Raw genomic sequence first — 21,374 nt, forward strand, 5'->3', positions numbered from 1 at the left:
ATTATTTGTCATATTGAAGTCTATATAAGTCATAGTAAAGACCCTTCTTATCAAGAAGCTCTTGATGTGTACCCTCTTCTCTGATTGTACCGTTCTTAATAACTAGTATCTTATCAACGTGTTGTATAGTTGACAGCCTATGCGCTATGGCGATGGACGTTCTTCCCTTGATAAGTTTCTTCACTGCGTCTTGAATTAATAGCTCCGTCTCTGTATCGATGTTTGCTGTTGCCTCATCAAGTACAAGTATCTTCGGTTCATAAACAAGTGTTCTTGCAAAACTTAATAGCTGCCTTTGGCCTGATGATAAGGTCGACGCCCTCTCCATAACGGGTTCATCGTATTTGCCTGGTAGTTTTTGTATAAATGAATCAGCGTTTACATACTTCGATATTTTAATAATCTCTTCGTCCGATATATCTTTATTCAGCTTGATATTGTCTCTTATAGTTCCAGAGAATAAAAATACGTCTTGTAAAACGACTCCAATGTTCTTCCTTAGATCTTCTTTTCTAACATCGTTTATGTTTATGCCGTCGATTAATATTTCGCCCTCATCTATCTCATAAAACCTTGTTAATAGTGATATGATAGACGTCTTACCCGAACCAGTTGGTCCAACAAGGGCAACCGATTCACCTTTCTTAATCTTAAATGAGATGTTTTTAAGAACTGGCTCGCCTTCAATATAACTGAAGCTAACGTTTCTAAACTCGATTTCACCTTGAATGTCATCAAATGGCACTGGATTTTCAGGATTTTTAATTTCGCTATCATCATCAAGTATCGCAAAGACCCTCTCAGCAGAAACCATAGCCGATTGAGTGATGTTATACTTTTCTGTAAGGTCCATAATTGGCATAAAGAATTTCTTTAAGTAATCTATGAAAAGGTATAGCATACCAAAATACATAGTCTCATTCAAAACTTCTTTCGCGCCAAAGTAGATAAGGCTAGCGATGGCTACGTTTCTAATGATGTCTATCGATGGTCTATATATTGAGAATATCTTTACCCTTCTAAGCATAGTGTTTCTGTAGTCAGCATTTGCTTCATCAAACTCTCTGTTAATTTTATTTTCTTTACCAAAGATATGGATTAGCCTCATACCAGAGATATTTTCGCTAAGTTTTGAGTTTATTAGCGATAATTTCTTTCTTGATAGTGCAAGTATCTTTCTGATCTTGCCTCTAAAGAATATTGAAATCGCAAATATAAATGGCAGCGTTATAAAGCTTAGTAAACTTAGCTTTAAGTCCATAGACAGCATAAAAAGCATGATGCCCGCAAGCATGAAGATGTCTTTAAACAGTGTTATCATAACGTCTGAATACATTTCGCTGATTGCTTCTATATCATTAGTTAGCCTTGTGGTTAGTCTGCCTATTGCGTTTCTATCGAAAAAGCTTAAAGACCTTGATATGATATGGTCATAAACTTCAGTTCTCATGCTATAAATCATCTTTTGAGATGCTATAGTGATGGACATCGTTTGTAAATAGTCAAGAACAAAAGTTAATATTATTGTTATTAAAAAGTATAAGCTTAATTTGTTTATGGCTTTAAAGTCTTTATCTCTATATGCCTTATACTCAGACATTGGCACTTCATAGACAGGGCTCTTTGTCTCATCACCTGATTTATATAGAAAGGCTCTGCCATCTTCCTCTTTTAGGTGATAGGCTCCTTTGTCTTCGTATTGAGCTTTTTCTTCCTTACTAAGATCAGTCTCTCTAATGAAGTAGTCTATGCCATCTTCCACATTATCCTTAGTATATTTGATACTCAAAGTGTGTTCATTAGCCGCTGGGTACTCATACATCTTGATGTTTTCGACTTGTATGTGCTCATCTATGGCAACCTTGATTAGATAAGGGCTTACAAGTGCTAGTCCTGTTAACACGACTATCATTAGGAAGGTTAATATAAGCTGGAATGTATATGGCCTTGCATATGAGACCATCCTTCTAAAGGTGTTTTTAGAGTTTTTGCTTTGATAATTAATATCGTCTATGTTTCTTTCCATTACTCTTCACCTCTATTTATCTTTTGCTCTAGTAATTGATCTTCGTATAATTTATTGTATCTACCGCCAAGTGAAACAAGCTCATCATGTGTACCTCTCTCAACTATAGCTCCGTCCTCAATAAATAGTATTTCATCAGCATCTTTTATAGTCGAAACTCTATGTGAAATAATGATTTTTGAAACGTCCGCTTCGTCTGTGCTAAGATTTTTTAGTATCTCTTCTTCAGTTTGTGTATCTACTGCAGATAGAGAGTCGTCCATGATTAAAACGTTCTTTTCCTTTGCCAAGGCTCTCGCAATCGAGACTCTTTGTTTTTGTCCGCCAGATAGAGTTACGCCTCTTTCGCCTAAGATAGTGTCAAAACCATCTTTAAACTCGATAATGTCGTCGTAGACGCCAGCTATCTTCGCATACTTTTCTATCATCTCGTCATCAAGCTCATGCTCGTAGTGAAACTCAATATTTTCCTTAACAGTTTTTGAGAATAAAAAGTCATCTTGCGGCACATAAGAAATATTTTCTCTTAAAGAATTAAGTGTTACGTCCTTAACTTCATGACCATCAACAAGTATCTCGCCTTCATTTATATCATAAAGTCTAAGGAGCACATTAACTATACTTGACTTGCCGCTACCAGTTCTGCCTAGTATGGCAAGTGTCTTACCTGGCTCTATCTTAAAGCTTATGTCTTTAAGTGCATATGGCAGCTCAGGTGCATATTTAAATGAAACGTTTTTGAATTCAATATTGCCTTTTATTTCGTCTAGCTCGATAGCGCCTTCTCTGTCGACAATTTCTGGCTCTGTCCTGAATATATTTGTCAGCCTATCCATGGACGCAGCGCCTCTTTGCATGAAGACTATAACCATGCCAAGTGCTCTTGCTGGCCACATCATAAGTCCTAAGTAAGCGTTAAATGCAATGAAATCACCTAGTAGCATAGTGCCCGCCATAACTTCTTTTGCTCCGAAGAATAAAAGTAGCATGTAACTAATATTGCTTAATACATGAATGAATGGATTGAAAAAGCTTTGCAATTTTGCTAGTTCAATATTTTTATTATAATAATCTTGATTATCTTCTCTGAATAATTTTGCGTTCTCTTCTTCTTGTCCAAAGGCTTTTATGATTCTGATCCCTGAGAAGTTTTCTTGAGCTCTGTCAGTAATCTTACCATATTGAGCTTGAACAGCTTTGAAACGCGAATGAATAACACCACCAAACCTCATTACTATGAGTATAATTAGTGGTATAGTGAATAAAACTTTTGATGCAAACAAAACATTTGTCGTTCTTATCATCATTACAAGATTTAGTATAAGTAAGAATGTTGAGTCAATAAACATGATGATACCTTGACCAAGAGTCATCCTAACAGCGTTGATGTCGTTAGTTGCAAGACTCATTAAGTCACCTGTTTTGTGCGTATTAAAAAAATTTTGAGAAAGACTTGTGAGTTTCCAAAAGAAATCTTTTCTCAAATCGTAATCAACCCTCATCGAGTTACCAATAATGAAATTTCTCCAAAAATATCTCGCAACAGCAACCATCAGTCCAGTCACTATAGTCAATATGGCATACTTACTTGCCGAGGCCATAGTAAGAACTCCCCTTTGATAGTCGTTTGCGAAGTACTTAAGTATTTGCGGTATATAAAGCTGAACAACGTCTATGAATAGCAAAAAGATTATACCTAAGATATACTGCACTTTGTACTTTCTAAAATATTTTAAAAGAGGTTTTAAAGATTTAAACATAGCTCTCCCCCTTAAATGTTTCGTGTTACTAAATATTGTATCACTCCTTGACAAAATAATCAAGGAGTGATTGAATGTTTTTTATTAATTATTCAATCACTCCATGACTTTTGTCATAGAGTGATTGAATATTTTTTAAATATATATTTAAATAGTATTACAAATGTATTGGATATGGCCTTCTCTTCTTATAAATATATAAGTACTTAAAGCCTTTTTCCTTAAGATACTTTTCCGCGTCCTTTATGCCATAAGCAAGGTCATCTGCATAATGAGCGTCCGAGCCAACTGTAATCAGCTCACCTCCTAATGACTGATACATATCAAGTATCTCGTCTTGTGGATGGAAGCTATTCATATCATAGCGAAGTGCAGCCGTATTTATTTCAAGCGCCTTGTCCTTATCTACTATGACTTTTAGTATCTCATAAACAAGCTCCTTAGCTGCATCAGAAAATTCATAGTCGATGTCTTTGCACTTGTAATACCTGTCGATAAAGTCTATATGCGCGACTGAGTCAAAGCTGTCAAAGCGTTTCACCACTTCTAATAGTTCTGTATAGTAGCGTACTTGACCCGCCTCATAATCATTTTCGAAGCTCTTCTCTTTCGAGAAAATTCTTTCGCCATCGATGCTATGAATTGAGCATAAAATGAAGTCAAATGGATTTTTGCTTAGCTCGTCATACTCATCTATCAAACCAAGCTGAAGACCAAACTCAGCTCCCTTTAATACCTCTATCTCATTAATATATGTGTATTTTAATTTATTTATCTCTTTTATATAGTCCTCTATATTAAAAAGGATGTTCTTACTTTTGTCTTGGTCAAGTGAAAGGTCAATGTGATCAGTAAAGCATATAGCTTTCAGACCCATCTTTATAGCCTCTTTGACCATGTCCTCCGGCGGGACCTTGCAGTCAACTGAAAAATTTGAATGCAAATGAAAATCGTACATCTATGCCTCCTATAAAAATTTATCTTTTAGATTGTTCCAGTAAATATTCTTTGAAAATACTATCCTATATATCTTCTTGTAGCTTAGGTTTATCTCTACGCTAGTGACGTTCTTGAAGATACGCTCTTCGCCATCGTTAAGAAGTATAATCTCTCCTTCGTATCTCTTCTTTGGCTCGAATCTTATAATAAAGTTTGGTGGAACGATGATTGAGTTTTGTAAAGATCTAAAGGCTTTTGAGTTAATAGGTGCGAGTGGAGTCATTTGTATACACTCAAGCTTTGGATGCACTACGCTGCCCCTAACTGAGTAGTTATATGCAGTGCTGCCAGCTGGTGTTGAGACTATAAGTCCGTCGCCAAAAAATCTTTCCAAGTAATCAGAATTAATAAATACATCGAGTTCAACGGCCTTCGATTTGTTCGCTTTGACAACCATTTCATTAACTGAATATAGCTTTGACTCGCCGCCATCAAAGTGAACGCTTGTCTCGATCAAGTGTAGTGACTCTTGTTTAAACTCTCCATTTATATAGCTTTTTACAAATTTATCGACATCATCAATAGAAAGCTCTTGAAAGAAACCTAAGTGGCCTGTATTGAAGCCGACAAAAGGCACTTCAGTAAAATCATTTTCGTGAACGCTTCTTAAAAAGGATCCGTCTCCACCTATAACGATGGAAAGTTCAGCCTCATTACTAAAATCTCTCGTAGTCACAAAGCCACGTGCCTCAAGCTTTTCTTCAAGCTCAAGCAAAATCTTTTTGCTAAGCTCGTCGTCCTTTGCGAGTATATTTATAATTCTCTCATTCATTTCTTCACCTCTTATAATTATTAATTATACAACAAATAGAGTAATTTTTCAATGACTTAAGCCATCTACTTGTAAAAGCATGAAAAATATATTATAATTTATCTTAGGTGATAAAGTGATTAACGATGAATACAATGTGAGCTTTGTCGCTAAGAGGTCCTATGATAAGATGAGTGAAATGATAGACGAACTTAAAATATCGAAGAGACTTTTTAGACGAAGCTACTTAAATAAAGACATATATGTAAATGAAGAATTTAGGCGCAAAGACCTGCCGATTCTTATGGGTGAGGTCTTAAGGATACATATGCCCGAGGAAGAGACTGCCCCTGATGACTTTACTTGCGATATAGATATCATTGACGAGACCATTGACTACATGGTCATCAATAAAGAGAAAAATATCCTCGTTCATGAGACGAAGAACAATCAAGGGAGTACCCTTTATAATGCCCTGATCAATTTATTTCAGTCGCGTGGCCTTAAGAGACGCGTCCGCCTTGTCAATAGGCTTGACATGAATACGACGGGGCTTATGGTGGTCGCGAAAAATCCATTCGCACATTATAATCTTATGCAGCAGATGGAAGATGGCAGCTTCAAAAAGAAGTATCACGCGGTAGTTGATGGATCTTTTCCTTTTGATGAGATAGTAGTCCGGAAGAATATCAAAACCGATGAGAGTGATCATATAAAAAAGATGGTCTGTGACGATGGCGATGGTGATTACGCGAAAACCATATTCAAGAAAGTTATAAGCGGCGAAAAATACTCCATCGTAGAAGCGGAGCTCATTACTGGCAGGACGCATCAGATAAGGCTGCACCTAGCTTACCTAGGCTTTCCCATAGTAGGCGACACACTATATAATGACAAGACATATGAGGGCGTTGATAGGCAGCTCCTTCACTCATTTGAGATAAGTTTTAAGGACCCGAGGACTAATGAGGAAAGGCATTATGAAGTGAGTGACCACGCTGATATAATAAATTTTTCTAAAAAATTTATCTAATTCTCTTGAAATTTAATTAAATTTGCTATATAATATAGTTAAGATATCCTGTAGTGCACGCTTTTCATATTAATTTAACCAACAATAATAATATGGGACTGTGATTTTTTTGCAAGCGATAATATGCCTTAAGTGGACATTAGACCTTGTGAATAACGGACCCACCTCGTATATGCGGGGATAAATTACTTATGAAAAACGGCACATAATGGGATTACATATCAAAAGAGTCAAGCGATTTGCTTGACTCTTTCTTTGTATCTTCTTATACACAAAAGGCTCTCCTTGCGGAGAGCCTCTCTTTATACTAAAGCATTTCTAAGAACGCTTCGATTCTTGTGTTTAATTGGCCCAAGTCTGATTTTGAATAATCAGTTTCTACTTGGATATAAGAACGGCTCTCTTGATGAGAGCCTAATCTTTTATCTACAGCATTTTAAGATATAAGAACGGCTCTCTTGACGAGAGCCTAATCTTTTATCTATAGCATTTCTATGAATGCCTCGATTCTTGTGTTTAATTGGCCCAAGTCTGAATCTGAATAATCAGTTTCTACTTGGATATAAGGAGTTTTCTTTTCTTTTGTGACAAAGTCTCTAATGGCTTTTGTTTCTACTTGGAATGGCGTACACGCTTGAAGATGCATATCTACTACACCATCGACTTTGTAGTCGTCTATCATTCTTGATAAAAGATTTAATCTTGGTGTGTTAGGGCTAATGCATGCGCAGCCAATATTTAGATACTTCTTAGCAAGTGCGTCATATATGTCTGGGTTGTCTAGGTCAACGTTTTCATCTATCGCCTTTGCTCCCCCACAATTTTCATAAGCAACGACTATGCCACCGTTGTTCTCAACAGCTTCGATAACTTTTTCAGTCGCTCCACCTATTGGACAACCAGTTATAAGTATCCTCTTTTTGTCTGTGATGCGTTTATTCTCGCTTAAGACTTTTTCCTTAAGCTTAGCTAGTTCATCAGGTATTGCCTTCTTGTCGAATTCAAATTGCACTCCATTTAAGACGTGCCACAAGTCTAAACCCATGATAGGAAGTTCATCAGCTTTCATTATGCCATAAAAGTCTTTAACAGCACTTCTCTCAGCATTTTTAATTACAGTTGCTTCTCTAAGTTTTTCTTCTGTAATATCTACGCCAAACTCTTTTGATACGTAGGCAACAAGTTTTTTAATTTCAGCCGTCCACAATTGAAGGCTCTCAGCGGATCTCTTTTGCGGAAGCTCCATTACATAAACGTTTTTAATCTCGCCTAAGTACTCATACATCTTCTTCTTGCCATCGCAAGTCGTTTCTCCAACTATAAGGTCTGAGAAATAGAAGAAGGGACACTTATCTGTGATGGCAAAGCCATAGCTTGCCTTGATAAGTGGGCAAAGATTTGTTGGTAGATCTTTTTCAGCATCTTTGATAGTTTCATCAGATGTCGAACAAAGTGATACAGATGTCGCACCTGCTGCAAGAGCTATCTCTTGCGGGAAAAATGTGCAGAATATGCCTATGACTGGTATGTTCTTATCCTTAATCTCTTTAACTTTTAAAAATGATTCTCTTCTCTTATCTTTAAATTCATCAAAAATTTCAGGTAATTCTTTCTTAATGTTTATCACGATATTCTTCCTCTCTTTAGGTTAATTATATCTATATTTTACTTTGCTTCTTCAGGTTTGTCAAGTTCGAAGTTCCATCCAGTCTTAAGGTCAGCGTATCTAACAAAGATTGAAAGTACTGCAAATACTAATAGTATCATTGGATACCAGATGTATGGAACTAACTCAACTGGTGATACAGCTCCTTCAGTGAAGCCTGAAGCGATAAGTATTTGTGCACCATAAGGGATAAGTCCTTGAGTTATACAGCTGAACATATCAAGAAGTGATGCTGTTCTTCTAGGGTCAACTTTGAATTTGTTAGAAATTCTCTTAGCGATAGGACCGCAGATGATTATTGATACAGTGTTATTAGCAAGAGCAGCGTTTGAAATCATTGTTAATAATGCAGTAGATAGTTCTGCTGAGTTTTTACCCTTAGCCATCTTAGCTATCTTTAATACTAGCCATTCGATACCGCCATTTGCTCTAACCATACTAGCAAGACCACCAGTTAACATTGAAAGTAAGAAAATTTCAAATTGTCCTGAGAAGCCGGCAAAAATGTTTTGGCAAAGTTCAAGTCCATTGTATGAACCAGTTGCCATACCAACGCCACCTGCAAAAACGATACCTAGTGTTAATACAACGAATACGTTAACGCCACATAGAGCAGCTATTAAAACGAATAGATAAGGTAAGATTAATACAAAATTGTAGCTTAAGTCATCAAACTTAACTGGTCCAGTTGTTCTAGCAACTATTAATAAAATAATAAGTGTAACTATTGCAGCTGGTAGTGCTACTTTAAAGTTTGCTCTAAACTTATCTTTCATGTTAACGTTTTGTGTTCTAGTCGCAGCGATAGTTGTATCAGAAATAACTGATAAGTTATCACCAAACATAGATCCACCTACTAGTGCACCTAAAACAAGAGCCATAGGTAGGCCTGCTTTTTGAGCGATACCTACAGCGATAGGACCAACTGTAACTATGGTTCCAACTGAAGTACCTGTTGCAATTGATAAGAAGCAAGCGATTACGAATAGACCTGCTGTTATGAATTGAACTGGTATTATGCTTAGGCCTAAGTTAACAACTGAGTCAACAGCGCCAGATGCTTTAGATAGTGTTGCGAAAGCACCAGCTAAGATGTAGATTAAGCACATGATGATGATATTGTCATCGCCACATCCCTTAACGAATACATCAAATTTGGAGTCTATCGAACCCTTAAACATTATAAAGGCAACGATAATACCAATAAGTACGGCGATAGGTGATGGTATTTGATAGAATGCCATTTCTACACCCATCTTGTCTAAAATGATTCCTGATAATAAGAAAAAACCTATAAATACTATGAAGGGTATCAGTGCCCATCCATTAGGTTTGATTGATGATTGTTCGTCCATCAAAAATTCCTCCTACTTTTTTATTTTATATTTAATAACTCCTTAGCAGCTTTAACGGCTTCGATAGCGTCTATAGTATATTTGTCGGCGCCAATCTTGTCCGCGAACGATTGTGAGATAGGTCCCCCGCCTATCATGACTTTATACTTGTCTCTTAGGCCCTTTTCTTCAAGTATCTCAACAACCCTTCTCATATTTCTCATAGTTGTCGTCATAAGTGTTGACATGCAGATGATTTCTGCGCCATGTTCTTCGGCTGCGTCAACAAATTTATGAACTTCAACGTCTCTACCTAAGTCTATAACCTCAAAGCCTTGTGTTTGGAACATTGTCTTAACTAAGTTCTTGCCAATGTCATGAGTATCCCCTTCAACTACACCTATAACAATCTTGTGATTATGTTCTAGCTCGCTTTTTTCTAGGTGCGGTTTTAATACATCAAGTGCATTGTTCATTGCGTCTGAACAAAGTAATAGGTCTGTTACGAAATATTCCTCTTCTTGAAAAGCGTCCCCCGCCCTTTTCATTCCAGGAACTAATCCATTAACAATAGCATCAAGCGCATCATAACCTTCATCCAGGTAGTCTTGAGCGACCTTTGCAATTTTTTCGTCTTCATACTCATAGACATAATCGTCTAGAATTTTGTAATACTCTTCTATTGTCATATTTGCCTCCTATTTAAAATATGAGCAGTCGATAAAGACTTTTTGGTAGTTTTCGTCGTAACTTAGCTCCAAAAACTTTATCTTCTTGCTTAAACTTAAAAGATTTTCCCTCTTCTTCTTTGATAATACTACGCTGATCGCGCCATCAAGCGATGTATTTTTAAGATAAGAAATCTTTTCTTCTGGTATATTTGGTATAAAATACGTATCTACTAACATGTCCTTTGATAAGTGATAGCCGAATTGGCCAGCGATGAATAAATCATCAACTTCCTCAGCAGTCATGCCAAGCTTGTTAAATAGTAAAACTATCCCTGACATAATGGCGCTCTTCGATAGCTGAATGTTTCTTATATCCTTTTTAGTGATATATACTTCGCCTAAATCGATTACGGTCTTGCCATCAATATCCTTTAAGAATGGTCTTCGCTTGTCATCTTCAGCAAGGTCTTCTAATTTAACTAACCTTCCTCTATAGTCAATGAGGCCTATCTTTAAGGCTTCACGTATGACTGCCAAAACGCCTGAGCCGCAAATGGATTTTGCCTTTTCTTTACCAATAACTACGATGTTTTTAGTACCATTATCAAGGTCAAAGAAAACATTTTCAATCGCTCCAAGCTCGGCTCTCGAACCGAACTCTATGTTCATGCCTTCAAGTGCAGGTCCAGCCGCGCAGCTACTAGCATAGTATTTATCCTTATACTTAAGTACTAGCTCTGTATTTGTGCCTATGTCTATAAACATAATGTTTTTATCAATATTTTCTATATCGATATGATTAACGCCGCTAAGAATGTCAGCGCCAACATATGACGAGATCGATGGTATAGTAAAGGCTTTAGTGTACTTACCAAGCTTCATACCTATCTCTTTTGCATCTATCTCAAAGTTAAAGTAGCTGACTATCTTGTATGGCGCTATGCCAAGGCTGGTCGGGTCGACGCCCATAAGTATATGCATCATAACTGAATTAGCTGAGAAGATGATTTCATATAAGCTATCTATATCAAGCTTGTACTTTTTAAATATTTTTAATATGTTTTCTTCTATGGCCTTTGTGATTTGCTCTTGCATCTTATAAAGGTTTTCCTTTAGGTCGATGGCGGCGCTCATCCTTGATAAAACGTCAAGTCCGAAGCTTATTTGTGGATTGACAAAGGATGCTCTTTCAATGACTTTGCCATGAGTAATATCAAGAACTGATATAGCAACGCTTGTAGTACCTATATCAACTGCTGCGGCATATATCTTATCATCATCTTTGTCGCGTATAGCAATCACTTCATCTTTTAAATATATCGCATGCTTCTCGCCCTTTGAAAAATTTGTATTTTTCAAAACATTGAAGGAGATCTGGCCAAAGGCTTTCTCGTACTCGTCTTCCCAAGAAGTGTCGGTGTCTCTACTGTCTTCAAAGACATGAGTCTTCATAGTAAGTACTGAATCGCTCGCATCGAATGTATCTATATCCGATGTAAGAAGGTTTTCTGCCTTGCCCTCATCGAAGAATTCAACGCTTATATCAGAAATAATCTTATACTCACACGAAAGAACTGTCTCTTCACTTGCTCCGTCCATGATTTTGACTTTACACTTTTTACAAGTGCCCATGCCATTGCACGGCGCTTCAATAAAGTAGCCGTTCTCCCTTAATACATCTAAGAGGATTTCCCCATCATTCGCTGTAATTATATTGTCATCACTTAATATGTGAATCTTAGGCATCTTCTACTCCCTTTAGTATTGCTTTTACATTGTCAAGTGGTGAGCCCATACCTAGTCCACAAGCTGGAGCTATGATGTCTACGCCGTCTTTGACTCTATTTTTAGCGACCTTTGAAATTTGTTCTGGTCTTTGATTTTCTATTAGATAAGTTGACACATTGCCCATGACAGGTTTGTGTATGTGTTTTTTAGCGTTCTTTAAGTTAACTATCGCATCGAATGAATAAGCATCTGCATGAATTTTTTCAACTATGTCGATAACGCTCTTCATATCGCCACAGATGTGTATGATGTTAGGCACGTCCTTATGCGCCTTGATCTTGTCTATGATATAGTTAACGTAATGAATTAGGTACTCTTCAAAGTACTTTGGTCCAAGTATCTCAGCTGTACCGCTTGGGTCAGCGATTGCGATTAGGTCAGCGCCTGCATCTACTTCTTTTATTGCAAGCTCGGCTATCAGATCAGAAATATAATCCATAAAAGCTTCAAAAGCTTCTTTGTTCTTCTTAAGACCAACGTATACTTCCTTTGCATCGACAACGCTTGTCGCAACTGAGAATGGTCCAGTGATGTTGCCTATAACAGGTATTTCATCGTTCTTAAGTAATTTAATCGCGCCAAGTAAAGCTTCTTCCCTATCAAACTTAACCTTAACGTTCTTTAATTTATCGATATCGATCTTATCCATAGCGTACTCAACGATGTGTGCTTCCTCTTCGTTAGTGCCGTAGACACACTTTGCGCCTAGCATCTCTGATTCAACACTCATGCAGAATGGTACAGCATAATTCTCAAAAAGATTTTCTTCAACAACAAGTTTCGATAGCTTTGCCATCTCTTCTGCTTCTGAATTTGCTTTCGCAAAATCAATGCCATGCTTCTCTATAAGTTCAGTAACACATGGATTCATCATACCGCCTGGACAAATAACAGCTGGTCTATCAGCCTTTTCGCCATTAAGTATTTTTAATAGTCTTTCTTTCTTATTCATAGTTCCCCCCTAATACTGTGATAAATTTCACATTGCCTTGAATCTTAAAACATCTATTCGTAAAGAGTCTATAAGATGAATTTATCAGCGCTTCTTGATAGCTCATCTCATCTGTCTCTACTTTGATTTCATTAAATAGTCCTAGGTCCGACAAGGCAAAGCCTAATTTCGGGCATATATGTATCTTAAAATTGGTAAATTGTAAAATATCATTGATAAGTGGGAAGTAAAAGTCACTAACTACTTCCTTGACAAGCTTCGGTCCAACTGTCTCAACACTTAAAATGGGATCGGCTAAACTAATGAGCTTGACCTTATCCTCATCAAGCTTTAATAATAGGTCTAAAACGTTTCTTCTATAGTAAGCATATATCTCTTCTTTATTAAGTTTCTTTCTGAAGGCCAATAAAAATTTTGATATGTCAATCACTTGTGATACGAAGGACAAAAGGCCATTAAGCTTAAAACAAATAGGAGCCTCTTCACCCGCCATAGCTTTCTCTAGGCAAACAAAGTGCTCCAAATTAAAATCAAAATCCTTTAAATTATAAAGTTCATCAATGCTATCAAGCTCCATGAATCTTCTAAGATTAGCGTTTTTGTCAAGCATCATGCCAGCTAATTCGCCTTCCATAGTGCCTACGATAGGATAAAAAATTGTATCAAAACCAAGGCTCATTCTTTGAGCCACTTCTCTATATAGATTAGCATCAGTAAATAAGTCTTCTTCGTTAATATTCAAATTTAAATCAGTATACTCTTTTTCGTTAGTTGCATTGCAAGAGTAAACTCTTAGATCTCCTATCTTTTTCACGCTCTCACCATCATTCATTATATAATACTTCTGAGACTTAAGCAAATAGCCTTGACTAGATGGTATTCATAGAATTTATAAATAAAAAATGTGCATATAGCTTAGCTACACGCACATTAATTAGAAAAATTTATTACTATTTCCGTAAGTCTATAAAAAAATATTATACTAATTGAACTTCGATGTATCTATAGGCATCTTGCCATAGTATCTGCCCCACTTCATGAATGAATCGATGTTTTCGATAGGGCTGTTCTTTGGAATTTGGCAGCCAGTACATAGAATGAAGCCACTTGGTGAGTCCCATGCCTTAGCAACGCATTTCTTTACTTCTTCTTTGATGATATCGTCGTTACCTAAGTAAATAGCATCAACTGGTGGCACGTTACCTGTTATAACTACTTTGTCGCCCATAACTTCTTTTGCTTCAGCAAGGTCTTCGCAGTTATCTATAGAGAAATTGCCTACGCCTGCGCTAACAACATCTTCCCAGATGTCTCTTGACTTGCCACAAATGTGTATAGTCGGAGCGCCGCCGCAATATTTCTTAACGTCTTCAACGTTTCTCTTGAAGTATGGCAAAGAAAATTCTCTGTATTGAGCAGGTCTAATCATGGATGTCGATGATACTGGATCACAGAAACCAGTTCCAAAACCAATTTTGCCAAGTGCCTTGATGTACTCAGTATTATTTCTTGTGATGATGTCCATAAGTCTATGGAAAGCATCTTTCTTCTTAACTATCCATCTAAGCATATTCTCAGTGCCTAGTACTGATGCAGCTACTGTGAATGGCGCAGTCATTGATGCACCTATGTCTGCTACGTCGCCTAGCTCGTCTCTGATCTTTTCAAGTGCTTCTAGAAGTACGTGTAGGTGACCATCCTTCCATGGATCAACAAGCTCAAGCTTATCGATGTCTTCTTCTGTCTTAACAACTGGCTCTCTTAAGTTTGAGATATTGTCATCAGGGTAGTTCATCACTGAACCCATGGCCTCAGCCATGCCTCTTAATGTTGTTGACACACAGATATTGTCATGGTGAAAGCGATTGAATAGAGCGATTTCAGTCTCTGTAATTACATCAGATGATGTGTAATAATCGTTTGTCTTTTTACCTATGTACCATGCCATAGTTACCCCCATATCTGGCACTACAGGTAATCTGTCCATTGGCTCGCCCTTTGAAAAGGCAGTCATCCTTTCTTTTGGTGTCATTTCGTCTTCAAAATACATTTAACCATCTCCTATTTGTATATACTTTTAAAATCTTCTAAGCTTTGTAATAATTTATTTTTAATCTGATTGATTCTTTCAACTTTTATGCTTCCGTCAAGAGCTTCTCTAACAGGAATTACATTGTAGTGGTCCCTGCCGTTAGTCCTATATTTGTCAACCCAAAGCGGATGCGCTTCAAATTTCTCTACAACTACGCTATTTGGCGTCTTTTGTAAGATGACTTCCATCATTAATTCGTTCTCGCTATAGCGATTCGGCATAAACTCACGTCTTTGATTTGAGACAAAATTGCCCATGGAGTAGCAAACATAAGTCTTCTTACCACCAGACTCAATCACATCGCACTTTTGTATAACGTGTGGGTGCGAGCCTAAGATTATGTCTACGCCTAGCTCGTTAAGCTTCTTCGCAGTATTTTCTTGCGCCTTGTTTGGCTTTAGCTGGTACTCAACGCCCCAGTGCATGTAGACAAGCTTCACATCAACATCATTTGCATCCATATATTCGACATCTTTTTTAATCTTGTCCATATCGATGAAGTTTACCGCATAAGCTTTGTCAGTACCCTTCACGCGGCTATCAAAACCGTTGATGGAGTAAGTGTAGGCCGATATACCAAACTTAATGCCATTTACTTCTTTAATAAGCGGCATATTATTTGCGTCTTTATATGTGCCGACATTGTCCATACCATAGCTCTTGATTGTGTCTATGGTCTTGTCTATGCCCTTGAAGCCCTTATCAAAGGCGTGGTTATTCGCAGTCGCAATCACGTCAAAGCCGCTGTTTTTAATAGCTTCAACAGACGATTCAGGCGAAGAAAACGTTGGATAGCCAGTGTATTGACCGTTGTAGGAAACAGTTGTCTCGTAATTAATCATAGCAAGATCTGCTTCTTTAAAGAATGGCAAATACTTAAAATATTCGTCAAATTTGTATCCGTCGTTGTACTTTGCTCCTTTTAATTGCGGTCCATGCGTCATAAAGTCGCCAGCAGCGAATATCCTTACTCTGCTTTTTCTAAGCTTTTCAAGCTCGGCTCTATACTTTTCGAGCGCATCCTCTCTTGCTTCTAGCTCTATTTTATAAGTGAAAGTATTGATACTTTCCTTTAATATATTATTTACATCTATGTCCTTTGTCGGGCCAAATAATAAATTTGCAATACATAGAAGACCTAGTACTATATTTTTAAAAATCATATCACGACCTCCTCTTCATAACATCTTCAATAAGCATGAATAAACCAAGCGATAAGAATATATCACCTATGCTAATAACAGTTTTAAAACTAGTGAACTTGCCTATGGGTATAGTGTCTGCCAGTGCATTGAAAGTCTTACCGCTCACTAAAAGCGTATGTGTCATTGAAAGTGAGTTCTCTAAAGCAGCTAGCTCATTAAGCGAGCCGTTATATAAAAGTGCTTCCTTCACAACTGGCATAAAGCCAGCGTAATTAATCATCGCCATTAGGTTTAAAGCAAGGCCTAGGGCAATGATGTTAAAGGCGAAGTACTTATTATTTGCAATAGAAAAGAATATCATCACAAAAAATGTAAATAGATTAAGATATGGATAAACCATCATCAGCTCACGTCTATGAGCAAGATTAAATCTTGTGATGTAGACAAGTACCGCTATATTTAATAGCGCTGTTATTACTAAGAACCATGTATATCTTAAATTCATCTTAAATAAATTTTTGATTCGTCCGCCATTGATTAATGAGATAAGAATGGCAAATATAATTACAAATAAAGCCATATTATGCCTCAGCTTTCTCTTGGGCAATGAGCCTATTAATCTCAAAATTAAGTCTATCTCTTATGTATATGGCATAGAGCTTCTTCTCGTTTACTTTTGTGTAGTAAATGCTAAATAGCATAGCTATGACCACGGCACTTAAAGCGAAGGCAAAAAATGTTTTTAATGTAACGCCAAATATCTTTTCGATGTCAAAGTACTTTAAGGACTTCGCACTTAAGAAGAATGTCACAAACGATATCGCCACGGGCAATAGTATCCTCGATAGCGGCGCAACAAAGCTTCTAAAATCAACTGCTTTGTACTTTGTCTCTAAGTATACACTTATCTTGGCCGTACTTAGGTTTAATGACTTAAGCAAATCATCGTCATAAACGAAGACATCGTTTACTATCTCATCAAGTGCCTCTTCTTTGACCTTGCCATATATCTTTTTCTTCAAAGATCCGTCGCTTGACCAGAAAAGAGATTGTATTTCACTTTCAAATTCTTTTTTATATTTTTCAATGCAATCTTTTGTCTGCATATTTATCTCCTCACAATATCATTAATATTATATCATATAATTTCGGCTTTAATAATAAAGATTAGTCTATACTAAGCCCCATTACTATTGACATTATTTATATTATAGCATAAAAAAACTGAACTAGTAAATAGCTCAGTCTTTAATCAGTATTAAATTATATAAATCTTCTCCATTTTTCGCCAAGTATTTCATTCGCGCTGCTTGTTACTACAAAGGCAGTTGGATCAGTGTCGTTAACAAACTCCTTTAGTCTAATGTACTCGCGAGTCGAAACTGCTGTTTGTATCAAAACGTTATCATTCTTTGTGTAAGCGCCCTTATATGGAATAAGGTTTGCGGATCTATCAAGGTCTTCTATGATAAATTTCGATACAAGTTCGACCTCTTTAGTATTGATGTAGCAAAGCTTACTTGTGTTAAGACCGCTTATAGTGATGCTTACAACAGCGCCGTTGATTATAACGCCCATAACCGAATATAAAAATATATTCATACCAAAGGCAGAGCCTGCAAATATACTAACAACAAGGTCCGCAATAACACAGCCTATGCCTAGGTCAAGACCTAAGTACTTTTGCATAATCTTGGCGATAATATCTGTTCCGCCTGTCGATGTATATTGATTAAGTACCATGCCCACGCCTATGCCTTGAATAATCATGCCTAGCGTGATTATTAAGAACAAGTCATCTGATAATGGCTTTGGATTTGGAAATATTATTTCAAATAGCCATACCAAGCCTGATAAAGCAAGTGTCACGACTATAGTCCTCGTACCAAAGTCCTTACCTATAAATATAAAGCCCATGATAAATAGAACGATGTTTACTAGTATAAATAGCGGTCCAACGCCTAGTGGTATATAGTGACTTAGGACTATCGCTATACCTGACGCGCCTCCAGATGTTAGGTTCGACGGCACTAGAAAGAAGTGTATCGCACTTGCAACAAGCGTTATGCCTATGATGATAAGTGCTATCTCCTTCCAATTGTATTTGTGTTTAATCTTATCCTTCTTTAAATTTTGTACTTCATTAGTTATGTTCATAGCTTACCCCTTTTCTATAAATATTTTCTATAATAAATTTATCAAATATGAAATCAATTATAACACAAGAATCGCTTTTCTTCAAGCATTTTTACGTCTATTTACTATAATATTTATTTGGCTTCACCCATAAGTTTTCTTTACAAAAAAATTTATTTGATATATAATATATTTACATAAAGTACTTAAATTAATAATATTGAAAGGAGAGGTATTATGAAATTAAAAGACGCAAGAACATCAAACAATCTTATGAAGGCTTTCATCAATGAATGCCAAGCATCAATGAGGTACTCTTACTATGCTAAACAAGCTAAAGAAGATGGCTATGTGCAAATACAAAAAATCTTCGAAGAAACATCTCAAAATGAGGCTGAACATGCTAAGAGATTCTACAAATTCTTAAGGGATGAAATGCAAGGTGAAGAAATCAAAATCACTAATACATACCCTGTAGTTTTTGATAAAACTTTAGAAAACTTAAAGGCTGCTGCTGAAGATGAAAACTATGAAGCAACAAAACTTTACCCAGACTTTTCTAAGGAAGCTGAAAAAGAAGGTTTTAAGGAAATAGCTAAAGTTTTCCAAGAAATTTCAGAAGTTGAAATGGCTCATCACAACAGATACAAAAAACTTGTTGAAAATATTGAAGCAGGTAAAGTGTTCAAGAGAGATGAAGTTTATATTTGGAAATGTTTAAACTGTGGTTATCTACATGAAGGCAAGACACCACCAAAGAAATGTCCTGCATGTGATCACCCAATGGACTTCTTCGAAATCTTCGTAGAAAACTATTAAAATTTACTTAAAGAAAAAAATATGATGTAGATCAATTTGGTCTACATCATTTTTCTTTATGCCTTGATTTTTATTTTCATTGTTTTTTAATTGCACTAATATTTTTATTTGCTTTTATTTTTTATTTGCAATTTTTTCAGAATTAAATCTTCTTTTCAACCCATTTGCCTTGTCTGAATCTTATACTCATGAAGATTAGTCTTGAGAATTGGTCTGAGAAAACGCCCAGCCATATACCCACTAGTCCAAGATGGAATACGTTTACTAAGACGTAAGTAACTAGCGTACGTATGATACTAACACTTACTATGGATGAGATAAGCGTGTACTTCACATCGCCTGCCGCTCTTAAGCAGCCGCCATAAATGATTTGCGAGATTTGGCAGATGACTATAACTGTGATGAAGCGGCCAATCATTACACCGTAATTAATAACTGCTTCGTCTTGGAAGAAAGCGCCGAAAATGTATTTGCCGAAGAATAATACTATCGCGGATAAAGCAAGCGATATAACGAAACCGACTTTTTGACAAGTCTTGCCGTAAGTCACTGCGTCGTCATACTTCTTCGCGCCAAGTGCCTCGCCTGATAGCGCAACGGCTGCGACCTGCATACCATCAGCAAAGGCAAAGCCTATGCTTAGTACATTCATGCCGACATTGTGTGCTGCGAACTGATCCGTTCCTAAGGACGCCGCCATAAGCGCTGTCGATAGAAAACCGACTCTCATCGCAATGTTCTCAACAAACATATTTAGTCCAAGCTTCATTATGCTTACGAAGGCATCTAGATTTGGTTTTATCTTGTATTTTAATATATATGGCAATCTTACATATGAACCCGCCTTGAATAAGGACCTAATACTCATAATGCTCGCAACAAAGGTGCCAAGCACAGTCGCGATCGCCGCACCTCTTACACCCATGGCTGGAAAACCAAGTTTACCGTTGATAAGTATGTAGTTAAAGCAAATATTTACTATACTTGATACTAAATTTGTCGTAAAGGCAATCTTGGTGTTACCGCTACCTCTTTGCGCCGCGTTTATAACTATGCTTATGATATTAAAAATGCTAAAGCCCATGATGATGTTAAAGTACTGGATAGCATAATCATGTGTATCTGACTTACTTCCAGCTAATTTAAGTATTGGATCTGATAAACTTACCATAACTGTCGATATTATTACGCATAAAATGGCAGCAACGACAAAGGCCGTTACTAAGACTTCGTTCGCTGAACGTCTGTCCTCCTCACCTTTTCTCCTCGCAACAAGGGCCGAGACAGCTATACTTATCGAGAAGAATATAGCGAGGCCTATAAACTTAGGCTGCGTCGTTAAGCCAACAGCCGAGATTGCGTAAGTACCTAGACTCGATACCATGTAAGTGTCGATGATGCCCGCCAAGGCTATGAAGACACTCTCAAGTACCGATGGCCACGCGACTTTAAAAACTCTTTTCAAAAATTCATTATCTAACAATTAATCACTTCCATATCTCTTTCATATATATCTCTTTGTAAAAAACAATTTAAATTATTATAACACATTTTTTACACTCATTCAAGACAATGGAGATATTTATTTAGACAAGCGAAAGATTTCTCTCGCTCTACTTGCTTAATGAGCTGCACCGCTCGTCACTTGTCATTTGCTTTTACTTTGCCTATTAATTTTACCTCAATTAAAAAGCAAGCCCAAGTTAATGGACTTGCCTTATATAAATTTTTTCTATTGTATATTGATTTTATATATCGATGATCTTGATGCCTGTCTCGTCATCGACTCTTCTTTGATAAGCATTTTCGCACTCATCGATGCGTAGCTCGCACGTGCCGCTTATGATGCACTTATTAAGGTGACCACCGACAGTGATGCCCATGCCGCAAGTTAAGCCACCAGCAAGCACCATGCCATCTGAGATCATGATGTGTAGGTGTATATATGGCTCACCCGCGTCCTGAGTGATATTACCAATTAAAGAAAGTATTTCGAATTCGCCTTCATATTTATTTTTGATATACTCTCTCTTTTTTACGCTATAAACACCAAGCTCCACCTCCGATGAGGCGCCTATACCTGTTATGCTGGCTGCCTTTATATCAGTTTCTTTAATAAACTCATTTAGCTTATCTAAAACTTCTTCGCCTCTATCGATCCTAACGATATATGATTTGCCGTCTTTGATGTATTTCATCGCT

20 protein-coding genes and 1 other RNA gene are annotated in these 21,374 nt (G+C 36.9%); 3 read left to right on the plus strand and 18 right to left on the minus strand.

Annotated elements, in window-relative coordinates:
• Position 1: 1 nt before the first annotated feature.
• The 4 genes from Q0E71_RS00670 to Q0E71_RS00685 all read right to left on the minus strand — a co-directional run bounded on the left by Q0E71_RS00670 (position 2) and on the right by Q0E71_RS00685 (position 5,557).
• Complete coding sequence (locus Q0E71_RS00670; RefSeq protein WP_294794683.1) at positions 2–2,026, minus strand: ABC transporter ATP-binding protein; 2,025 nt, start codon at positions 2,024–2,026, stop codon at positions 2–4.
• Complete coding sequence (locus Q0E71_RS00675; protein WP_294794692.1) at positions 2,026–3,786, minus strand: ABC transporter ATP-binding protein; 1,761 nt, start codon at positions 3,784–3,786, stop codon at positions 2,026–2,028. The genes Q0E71_RS00670 and Q0E71_RS00675 overlap by 1 nt, the downstream gene beginning before the upstream one ends.
• A 157-nt stretch (positions 3,787–3,943) precedes the next feature.
• A complete protein-coding gene (locus Q0E71_RS00680; RefSeq protein WP_294794700.1) occupies positions 3,944–4,744 on the minus strand; it encodes a histidinol-phosphatase HisJ family protein in 801 nt (266 codons plus the stop codon).
• Positions 4,745–4,753: 9 nt separating this feature from the next.
• Positions 4,754–5,557, minus strand: coding sequence for an NAD(+)/NADH kinase (locus Q0E71_RS00685; protein WP_294794707.1), 804 nt, complete (start codon positions 5,555–5,557; stop codon positions 4,754–4,756).
• A gap of 115 nt (positions 5,558–5,672) precedes the next feature.
• On the opposite strand from Q0E71_RS00685, the gene Q0E71_RS00690 reads away from it, so the two are divergent.
• Entirely contained in the window at positions 5,673–6,569 is an 897-nt protein-coding gene (locus Q0E71_RS00690; protein ID WP_294794714.1) for an RluA family pseudouridine synthase, read from the plus strand.
• Positions 6,570–6,611: 42 nt separating this feature from the next.
• Positions 6,612–6,788, plus strand: a non-coding RNA gene (gene ssrS / locus Q0E71_RS00695) — 6S RNA.
• Between the two features lie 88 nt (positions 6,789–6,876).
• On the opposite strand, the gene Q0E71_RS06775 is transcribed toward ssrS, so the two are convergent.
• The 12 genes from Q0E71_RS06775 to Q0E71_RS00750 form a co-directional block, all read right to left on the minus strand.
• On the minus strand, positions 6,877–6,957 hold the full coding sequence (locus tag Q0E71_RS06775; RefSeq protein ID WP_367116792.1) for a 2-hydroxyacyl-CoA dehydratase: 81 nt from the start codon (positions 6,955–6,957) through the stop codon (positions 6,877–6,879).
• 93 nt (positions 6,958–7,050) lie between these two features.
• Positions 7,051–8,193: a double-cubane-cluster-containing anaerobic reductase gene (locus Q0E71_RS00700; RefSeq protein ID WP_294794874.1), complete on the minus strand. Its 1,143-nt coding sequence runs from the start codon at positions 8,191–8,193 to the stop codon at positions 7,051–7,053.
• Between the two features lie 41 nt (positions 8,194–8,234).
• Positions 8,235–9,590 (minus strand): Na+/H+ antiporter NhaC family protein, encoded by a 1,356-nt coding sequence (locus Q0E71_RS00705; RefSeq protein WP_294794720.1) that lies wholly within the window; start codon positions 9,588–9,590, stop codon positions 8,235–8,237.
• A gap of 20 nt (positions 9,591–9,610) precedes the next feature.
• Complete coding sequence (locus Q0E71_RS00710; protein ID WP_294794727.1) at positions 9,611–10,258, minus strand: corrinoid protein; 648 nt, start codon at positions 10,256–10,258, stop codon at positions 9,611–9,613.
• Between the two features lie 9 nt (positions 10,259–10,267).
• Positions 10,268–11,986, minus strand: a complete 1,719-nt coding sequence (locus Q0E71_RS00715; RefSeq protein WP_294794733.1) for an ASKHA domain-containing protein — start codon at positions 11,984–11,986, stop codon at positions 10,268–10,270.
• Positions 11,979–12,980 carry a uroporphyrinogen decarboxylase family protein gene (locus Q0E71_RS00720; RefSeq protein ID WP_294794749.1) on the minus strand — a complete coding sequence of 334 codons (1,002 nt, stop codon included), beginning with the start codon at positions 12,978–12,980 and terminating at the stop codon, positions 11,979–11,981. The genes Q0E71_RS00715 and Q0E71_RS00720 overlap by 8 nt, the downstream gene beginning before the upstream one ends.
• Positions 12,973–13,794, minus strand: coding sequence for a hypothetical protein (locus Q0E71_RS00725; RefSeq protein ID WP_294794755.1), 822 nt, complete (start codon positions 13,792–13,794; stop codon positions 12,973–12,975). Before Q0E71_RS00725 ends, Q0E71_RS00720 begins: the two co-directional genes overlap by 8 nt.
• A 168-nt stretch (positions 13,795–13,962) precedes the next feature.
• Positions 13,963–15,030 carry a uroporphyrinogen decarboxylase family protein gene (locus tag Q0E71_RS00730; protein WP_294794762.1) on the minus strand — a complete coding sequence of 356 codons (1,068 nt, stop codon included), beginning with the start codon at positions 15,028–15,030 and terminating at the stop codon, positions 13,963–13,965.
• Positions 15,031–15,041: 11 nt separating this feature from the next.
• Positions 15,042–16,235, minus strand: coding sequence for a CapA family protein (locus tag Q0E71_RS00735; protein ID WP_294794780.1), 1,194 nt, complete (start codon positions 16,233–16,235; stop codon positions 15,042–15,044).
• A gap of 1 nt (position 16,236) precedes the next feature.
• On the minus strand, positions 16,237–16,797 hold the full coding sequence (locus Q0E71_RS00740; protein ID WP_294794787.1) for a DUF5317 family protein: 561 nt from the start codon (positions 16,795–16,797) through the stop codon (positions 16,237–16,239).
• A gap of 1 nt (position 16,798) precedes the next feature.
• A complete protein-coding gene (locus Q0E71_RS00745) occupies positions 16,799–17,323 on the minus strand; it encodes a hypothetical protein (RefSeq protein WP_294794794.1) in 525 nt (174 codons plus the stop codon).
• Positions 17,324–17,480: 157 nt separating this feature from the next.
• Entirely contained in the window at positions 17,481–18,374 is an 894-nt protein-coding gene (locus Q0E71_RS00750; protein ID WP_294794803.1) for a YitT family protein, read from the minus strand.
• A 213-nt stretch (positions 18,375–18,587) separates the two neighbouring features.
• Here Q0E71_RS00750 and rbr point away from each other — a divergent pair, with 213 nt between their 5' ends.
• The gene (rbr, locus tag Q0E71_RS00755; protein ID WP_148344910.1) at positions 18,588–19,172 is read left to right on the plus strand and encodes a rubrerythrin; all 585 of its coding nucleotides are present in this window, start codon (positions 18,588–18,590) and stop codon (positions 19,170–19,172) included.
• A gap of 142 nt (positions 19,173–19,314) precedes the next feature.
• Here rbr and Q0E71_RS00760 read toward each other — a convergent pair whose 3' ends face one another.
• Positions 19,315–20,655 (minus strand): MATE family efflux transporter, encoded by a 1,341-nt coding sequence (locus tag Q0E71_RS00760; protein ID WP_294794822.1) that lies wholly within the window; start codon positions 20,653–20,655, stop codon positions 19,315–19,317.
• Between the two features lie 265 nt (positions 20,656–20,920).
• Positions 20,921–21,370: a PPC domain-containing DNA-binding protein gene (locus tag Q0E71_RS00765; RefSeq protein WP_294794829.1), complete on the minus strand. Its 450-nt coding sequence runs from the start codon at positions 21,368–21,370 to the stop codon at positions 20,921–20,923.
• Positions 21,371–21,374: the final 4 nt, after the last annotated feature.

The sequence above is a fragment of the uncultured Fenollaria sp. genome (assembly GCF_934202865.1).
In the GTDB taxonomy this organism is placed as follows: domain Bacteria; phylum Bacillota; class Clostridia; order Tissierellales; family Peptoniphilaceae; genus Fenollaria.